The sequence below is a fragment of the Actinophytocola sp. genome (genome assembly GCF_035712165.1).
Taxonomy (GTDB): Bacteria; Actinomycetota; Actinomycetes; order Mycobacteriales; family Pseudonocardiaceae; genus DASYTH01.
In genome coordinates this window covers 1-7,291 of the sequence record NZ_DASTBH010000151.1, presented here as the reverse complement: position 1 = coordinate 7,291, position 7,291 = coordinate 1, and the positions used below count along the sequence as shown (strand labels likewise).

General features: G+C 70.6%; 8 protein-coding genes and 1 pseudogene. 3 read left to right on the top strand and 6 right to left on the bottom strand.

What is annotated here, in order from left to right:
• Nucleotides 1–64 precede the first annotated feature (64 nt).
• From VFO68_RS34250 to VFO68_RS08520, 3 genes and pseudogenes are all read left to right on the top strand, one after another.
• Nucleotides 65–115, top strand: a pseudogene (locus VFO68_RS34250) (hypothetical protein); the annotation flags it as partial.
• 601 nt (nucleotides 116–716) lie between these two features.
• Nucleotides 717–848, top strand: coding sequence for a hypothetical protein (locus tag VFO68_RS08525; RefSeq protein WP_325157639.1), 132 nt, complete (start codon nucleotides 717–719; stop codon nucleotides 846–848).
• Between the two features lie 296 nt (nucleotides 849–1,144).
• Complete coding sequence (locus VFO68_RS08520; RefSeq protein ID WP_325157638.1) at nucleotides 1,145–1,441, top strand: hypothetical protein; 297 nt, start codon at nucleotides 1,145–1,147, stop codon at nucleotides 1,439–1,441.
• Between the two features lie 104 nt (nucleotides 1,442–1,545).
• Here the strand turns inward: VFO68_RS08520 and VFO68_RS08515 are convergent, their stop codons facing one another.
• The 6 genes from VFO68_RS08515 to VFO68_RS08490 form a co-directional block, all read right to left on the bottom strand.
• The gene (locus tag VFO68_RS08515) at nucleotides 1,546–1,779 is read right to left on the bottom strand and encodes a hypothetical protein (protein ID WP_325157637.1); all 234 of its coding nucleotides are present in this window, start codon (nucleotides 1,777–1,779) and stop codon (nucleotides 1,546–1,548) included.
• 500 nt (nucleotides 1,780–2,279) lie between these two features.
• A complete protein-coding gene (locus VFO68_RS08510) occupies nucleotides 2,280–3,530 on the bottom strand; it encodes a styrene monooxygenase/indole monooxygenase family protein (protein WP_325157636.1) in 1,251 nt (416 codons plus the stop codon).
• A gap of 16 nt (nucleotides 3,531–3,546) precedes the next feature.
• Nucleotides 3,547–4,167, bottom strand: a complete 621-nt coding sequence (locus tag VFO68_RS08505) for a GTP-binding protein (protein ID WP_414635474.1) — start codon at nucleotides 4,165–4,167, stop codon at nucleotides 3,547–3,549.
• Nucleotides 4,142–4,483, bottom strand: a complete 342-nt coding sequence (locus VFO68_RS08500) for a DUF742 domain-containing protein (RefSeq protein WP_325157634.1) — start codon at nucleotides 4,481–4,483, stop codon at nucleotides 4,142–4,144. Before VFO68_RS08500 ends, VFO68_RS08505 begins: the two co-directional genes overlap by 26 nt.
• A gap of 23 nt (nucleotides 4,484–4,506) precedes the next feature.
• Entirely contained in the window at nucleotides 4,507–4,962 is a 456-nt protein-coding gene (locus VFO68_RS08495; protein ID WP_325157633.1) for a roadblock/LC7 domain-containing protein, read from the bottom strand.
• Nucleotides 4,959–6,110: a sensor histidine kinase gene (locus VFO68_RS08490; protein WP_325157632.1), complete on the bottom strand. Its 1,152-nt coding sequence runs from the start codon at nucleotides 6,108–6,110 to the stop codon at nucleotides 4,959–4,961. Before VFO68_RS08490 ends, VFO68_RS08495 begins: the two co-directional genes overlap by 4 nt.
• Between the last annotated feature and the right edge of the window lie 1,181 nt (nucleotides 6,111–7,291).

Sequence of the window (7,291 nt, the reverse complement as noted above, 5' to 3'; positions counted from 1 at the left end):
CGCTGCTGCCGTCCCTGGCCAGGCGCGACGACGTCGCCACCCTGACCCAGGGGTACGGCACGTCATCGTCGACGAGTGCCACCACCTCGGCGCGGCCGCGTACGACCACTGCGTGAAACGGATCGCCGCGCAGTTCTGGCTCGGGCTGACCGCCACACCCGAGCGACGCGACGGGCTCGGCCAACTCGTCACCTGGCAGCTCGGCCCCGTGCGGCACACCATGACCGACGACGAACAGCACACGATCGCGGCCGTGATGGACGCCGACGCCGGACCGCGACGACTCCTGTATCTCCACGAGACCGCGTTCCGCGCCGACGAGATGGACCTGGACGCGCCGGGTGCGCTCGCCGAGGTGCACCGCCTCCTGGCCCTGGACGAGACCCGCAACGCACAGATCGCCGACGATCTCGCCGCGGCCCTCAAGCGTGGCCGCAACTGTTTCGTCCTGACCCGACGGGTCGCCCACGTCGAAGCCCTCGCCGCGACGCTAACCGCGCGCGGACACCGGGCGCTCGTGCTCCAAGGAGCAATGAGCACCACGGAGCGGCGGACCGTCATCGACCGGCTCGACGCAGCGAGACCCGGCGACGGTCTCCTGGGCATCGGCACCACACCGTTCATCGGCGAAGGGCTTCGACGCCCCGGCGCTGGACACCCACTTCCTCGCCGGACCGATCTCCTACGCCGGGCTGCTCATCCAGTGCGCCGGCCGCGTGATCCGCACCGCACCCGGCGAGGACGTCGCCGACATCCACGACTACCACGACCCGGTCACACCCATCCTCGCCGCCCCACTGCAACGCCGCATGCCCGGATACCGCGCACTCGGCTTCACCAAAGCGTGAGGGCAGCGGGCCCCGCTCGAACGCCACCAGGCCCGCTACCGCGCCCGACCCCGGGCCATCGTCACCCCAACATCACTACGGTGCCCGAACGCTGTGCCATCGCACCCCCACCGTCACTTTGCTGTGCCAACGGATCGGACAGACAGGCCGCGCGGGCAGCCCTCTCGAAGGGTCCGGTCAGCCGACTTGATGGTGGGGGCACGTCGACCTACCGTCCGCTTCACCGCCTGCCAGGCGGCCCCGGACGCGGTGCGCCAACACCGGCCGGGCCTTGGTCCACTATTGGGGGTGGACCCATGAGTCACGGTAGCGACTCGCACCCGCCGTGGTGCGCCACCGACTGCGCCGCCACGATCACCGGCGTACACACCTCGCAGCCGGTTCCCGTCGCGCCCACCGGTGCCGAGTTGGTCGGCATCACCGTCGCCGTGGAGCAGCTGGTCGAGTCACCGACCATCACCGCCGTCGTGCTCGAGTTCGTCCAGGACGACGAGCCCGCCCAGTACCGGCTCCGCGTCGGCCAGGCCCGCGCCCTCCACCGCGCCCTCCACCGCGCCCTGCGAGGAGCCCTACGGCGCCTGGCCTCCGGCTGACTGACTGCAGAGCGGTACGGCGCAGATAGGGCGCTTGTGCGACGTAGCCGCAGCCGCAGCCGCAGCCGCGGTTTGGCGCCAACCCTGCGGGCGTCCAGGCTGGTCTATTCCCAGCCCCAGTGCCGCCGGTGGGCGTCGACCGACCAGGCGGAGATCTTCGCCCAGTCCGGCTCGGCCGGCAGCGGCGTACGTCCGTCGGTCAGCCGGGCCTCGATCTCCCGCTGTACCGCGGCGATCTCGTCCAGCACCTCGGCCATCTGCGGCACGTCGCCGCGCTTGACCCGCAACACCCGGGCGGTGGCGGGCTGGCCGGCGGTCGCGCTGCTGGTGGCGATCAAGCTGCTGGCCGGGCTGTTGAACGGTCCCCGGGACCCTTGCGGTCCCGTGGTGCCGGCTGGCGGGTCGGCGGGGACCAATCCCGGCCGGTCCCGGGACCATCCCGCGTGGTGGTCCCGGCGGTCCCGACGGGCCCGGCGGTGGGGCTGACAGACGCGGCGCGGGCGGTCCGGTCCGGGCTGCTGTCGGCCGGACAGCCGGTCAACCGCCGCACGCTCGGCGAGTGCTTGCAGGCCGCAGGGTACGGCGTGCGCAACGACAGGCTCGGTGCGCTGTGCATCACCGCAACCGTAGCCGCGAAAGCGGCACCCTTCAGGCACGGAAAATGACCGAACGTCAGTCGATCCAGCTCGACCTCCAGCAACGCCTCGACGCCGCGCGCCGCATTCGGCTTCAAGACGAACGTCCGGCTCGCCGCGACGTGGACAGGGGGTCATGAACCTCGACCTCGGCTGATCCTCAACGAGACGGGCACCGTGCGAACCGGCTCGAACGGTGCCCGTCAGCCCGCGCCGTCCCCCGCGACCTGCGCCAGGTAGGCATCCGCCTTCGCCGGATCCATCAGCCAGTTCTCGAAGTCGGCCGGGTTCGCGTAGCCGTGGCTGAAGCGCGCCGCCACCGTGGGGTTGACCGCCGCCGTGCCGAGGATCCGCTGCACGTGCTCGGGAAGTTCGCCGAGCATCGCGTTGGTGAACTCGGTGACCGGTCGCGCGTAGGTCCAGTATGAGGCGAACGTGTCCCGCATCCAGGGTTCGTCGAACGGCCGGTCGCCGTTGGCGAGGACGCGCCGCAGGTAGATCTCGGCGCAGTGCGCCGCGTTGTTCGCGCCCTGACCGGTGATCGGATCGTTCGCCACCACAACGTCGGCCATACCGAGGACCGCACCACCGCCGGGCAGGCGACCCACGGGGTGCCGTACGACCGGCGGGTACCCACCGGCAAGCGTCGCCCGGGCGTCGGTCAGTTCCGCGCCGACGCAGCGCTCGTAGTCCCACGGCGCGAACGTACGCATTGCGTCGAGCATGCGGCGCAAGTGCTCCTCCGGCCGGGGCCGGTCGGCCCACCGGGTGCCGAGCGGCCCGTCCGGAACCGCCTCCCACAACAGGATCTCGCAGGCACCACTGATGGTGTAGCCGGGAATCAGATAACACTCGCCGACGCCGGGCACCGGCGTGATGCTGACCGCGTAGTCCGGGTACTCGGGGGCGAGCGTCACGCCGTGGACGTAGGCGACGGCCAGCCAGCGCTGTGGGGTGGTGAACGGGGAGCGGGACGGATCCCGGTCGAACAGGTCCACTAGTTCGCCCTTGCCGGCCGCCACGATCGTCAGGTCGAAGCGGCGCAGCGCGGCGAGCCCGTCGAGATCGGAGATCGTCACCGACTGGTAGATGACCGTTCCGCCCAGCGACTCGAACAGCTCCAGCCAACCCGCCATCTTGACACGCTGGTCGACCGACTGCGCGTAGTCCTCCCATTCGCCGGCGAACCCGAGTGCCCTGGTGCCGGGCGGCGCGGACAGTGTCACCCGCTGCGCCCGTAGCTTCGGGGTCTGCTCCTCCCACAGGTTCAGGCCGTGCTGGCGCTCCACGCGTAGTGCCGGATAGAACATGCACTGCGTCGACTTGACCCGGCCACGCCGGAACTCCTCCGCCGTCTGGGCCGACATGAGCGTGACCTCGTAGCCGGCGCGAACCAGCGTCAGCGCCAACTGCAGGCCGGACTGGCCGGCCCCGACGATCAGGATCCTGCGCACGCGCAGCCCCTCCCGGTCAACGGTGGTGTGCGCCGGCGGCGAATGCCGCCGGGGTCCTCGGGCCGGTCCGGTGCATCGTGTGCTCCACCACGGCGAGCAGCGCCTGCGCGACCTGACGCGCGTCGCGGGCATCGCATGTGATCAGCGGGACCTCCGGGGCGATGGCGAGTGCCTGGCGTACCGTCGCAAGAGGATTCACCAACTGGCCGTCGAACAGGTTCACGCAGACGACGAACGGAACGTCGCTGTCCTGCTCGAAGTAGTTGACGGCGGCGAACGAGACGTCCAACCGGCGGGTGTCCACCAGGACCAGCGCGCCGACCGCGCCGCGGCTCAGGTCGTCCCACATCGTCCAGAACCGGGCCTGTCCCGGCGTCCCGAACAGGTACAGCACGAGGTCGGACCCGACCGTGCGGCGTCCGAAGTCCATCGCGACCGTCGTAGACCGCTTCGTACTGGACGGATCGAGCGAGTCCGCGGATTCGCCGGCCGCGGTCATCCACGCCTCGGTGTTGATCGGCGGGATCTCGGAGATCGCCCCGACGAACGTGGTCTTCCCTACACCGAACCCACCGGCCACCACGATCTTCGCCGAGGTCAGTGTCCTGGCTTCAGGCAAGCTGGCGAAGGCCGTCACGGAGCTTCTCCAGGAGGCGAGGGTCGAACTGGGAGGCGTACACGTCGGGATAGATCCACACCCGCGTCGCGGCCGCCAGGTCGTCCAGGACGACCCTGGTGACGCCCAGCGACGTTCCGCACATCGCCGACAGTTCGGCGACCGAACACGGCTGCCGTGCGTGCTCGTACAACGACCGGACCTCGGGCAGCAAGCCGGCGGCGAAGGCCGGGTCGTAATGTGGCACCGACACGAGGGTGTGCACGAGGAGCGGTCGTCGGGTTCGGGTGCGTCCGGCCGTCAGCACGTACGGACGAACCTTCCAGTGGGTAGCCACCGAAGCTCCTCGATCCTCGTCGCTCAGCCGCTGGCAGTCATTCGTTGCAGTTCGACGCGCATCGGCGGGGTCAGCAGATGACCGACCGAGGCGACGAACTGGGTCATGTGATAGGCCACCACCCGCAGGTCGCAACTCGCCAACGTTGCGACCGCCAGACCGGCGGAGTCGCCGACCCGCATGAACAGCAGGTGGCCCGAGGGCAGCCGGACGGTCAGGTACTCCGAGACCCCCATGCCCAGCACCATTCCGGCCTGGTCAGCCGTTGCCAGGAGCCCGGCGGTGAGCGCGGCGAGTCGGTCGCCGGTATCCCGACCGACGCCGCGCGAACCGACCAGTTGCAGGCCGTCGAGCGAGACGAAGATGGCGTGGCTGATCCCGGGCACCGTGGTGACGAATTGCTCGATGAGCCAGGCGAAGTCGTTCGGCGACTTGACCGCGCCGAGTTCCTGCCGGCCGACGCCGGGCGCGTTGTTCATGAGGAAGAGCCTTCGATCGGTGGTCGACGGGCGTCTACGATGCCGGCCGCGAAGTCGGCCGCGTCATCGGCCCAGGCCGGCCGGGACGGGTCGGGCGAGGGCGGTGGCGTTGGCCCGACGTCCGCGGCGAGCAGGATGTCGCGCAGGCTTGCCGGCCGACGCACCGGCAGCCCGTTGACCGTCGCCGGCACATCCGTTCCCGGCGCGGCGTTGGCCGGCGGGGCGTTGGCCGGCGCGGCGTTGGCCGGCGCGGCGTTGGCCGGCCAGGTCGCCGCCGCGGATACCGGCGCGGTCGCGAGCGGCGGCGACGTGCGCGTTGCCTGCGGCATCGCCACCGAATCGAAGTCCGGCGCGCCCGCACGGGCGATCTCGCATAGCAACTCGGGCGGCACCAGCACCATGGCGGTGGTTCCCCCGGACGGCCGGACGGTCAGTTGCACGCGCAGCCGATGGGCGAGCACGAGCCGCTGGACCACCACCAGGCCGAGCCCGGACGTCGCGGTTCCGGCGGTCGCCATCGGCACGGTGCTGGCCAGCATGGCGTTGATGGCGGCTACGTACTGCGGCTCCAGGCCGAAGCCGACGTCCTCGACGCGGAGCAGCACGCTGCCGGACTCAGTGAGGTGGGCGGCGACGACGACGGTGGAGTGCGGTGGCGAGAACCGGGTGGCGTTGTCCAGTAGTTCGTTGAGCACCCGTATCACGTCGTCGGCCGCGTACTCGAACACGCCAAGTTGGATCATGTGACCGATCTGGACCCGGGCATAGAACTCGATGGCAGAACTCGCCGCCCGGACGACGTCGAGCATTGTGGTCGTCTGCCGGCCGGCGTCCTCGATCTGGCGCCCGGCCAGCACGAGGAGGTTCTCGGCCTGCCTGCGTACGCGACTGACCACGTGGTCGAGGCCGTAGAGCTGCTCCAGCCGGGCGGGGTCCTGCTCGTCGGCCTCGACCGCTTCGAGCCGGGTGCCCATCTGGTAGGTCGCGGTCAGGATGCGGATCGCGAACTGCTCGGACAACGCCGCCAGCGCGACGGCCGTATCGTCGGGTGGCGGCGGCTCGGGGTCGGCGGGCCGCGGTGCGGGCTCCTCCGGCCGCTGCGGATCGAGCCGGCGGGCCAACGCGCGACGCCAGTGCGCCCTGGCCATCAGCTGTACTCGCAGTTCATGCCTCGTCCCGGGGTGGCTGGGCTATCGCGACGCTTGCGCACAGCATGGTCCGGTACGAAGCCCGGCCGCACGCCCACGGGTGGGCAGTCAACCACTGTGAGGTGACGTTTGCAATGGCCGATCGCACTCGCGCCACGGCGTTCGTCCGATCGGGAAGGTCATCGGCGGACAGTATCCGTCAAGGTGCCAGCCACCACGGGCTGGCGTAGGCCACACCCCCGTCGTTGCACGGGTGTCCGGCCAGTCCGGGGCTCGGATTCGCCTGCGACGGATCGGAGATCCGTAGCACGACCAGGCCCCGTCGGCCGCGTTGAGCGGCACCGTGAACTCGGTGACCCGGCCGGCCTCGGCGTCGACGACCTCGGGCACGGTTGGCGCCGTCGGACCCGGCCGTAGGACCTGGATCCGCAGCGGCCTGCCCACCCACTCCGGGCCGCGGTCGAGATCCACCCGGAACCGCACGTCGCCCGAGGCGACCGGGATCGCGCCTACATGCGCAGTCGTTCGCGGTGGCGTCCAGCCGCAGCCCGGACACCCAGGTGGCCAAGACGCACCGCGATCGCCCGGCGACGCCGCCGTATCCGGTGATCCATGAGAACAGGCGGCTCATGCTGGAGGACCCACCGAGGTCAAAGAAGTTGGGGGTAAACCAGACGTTCACGTGGCCCAGTAACGGATGCGACCACTCGAAGCCCCGGATGGCGGTGTAGCTGCCCGGATGGTCGGCCGCGTCGGCCAGGGCGCCGACCCGGTCCACTCCCGCCGGGACAGACCCACAACCCCATGCGCGTTTCGACCCAGCCTGGCCGGGCTGCGGTCGTAGATCAATTAGATGAGTAAGCCGCTGATAGCGCGCGTCGTGTCAAAGAGCTCCAGCCTCCGTGTGTCGGCGCCGAAGGCCCGGAGTCACGGTCACGGACGGCATGGTGGGCGTACGAAGGTCCGCCGGGTTTGATGGCCGGCGACGCTGGGCGGCCCTTGCATCATGCCGCTGGTGATCGTGTTGGCCCAGGGAGCGCCACCTGACGCCCCACGCGGCGGAATGCGGCCGGCAGTTGTCGCGGTGCGCTATTGAAGGTTCAGGCGGTGCGGCGTGCCGGGGCAGGTGCGGCAGATGAAGATCCTGAGCTGGCCATGGCGGCCGACCGAGATGCCGGTCG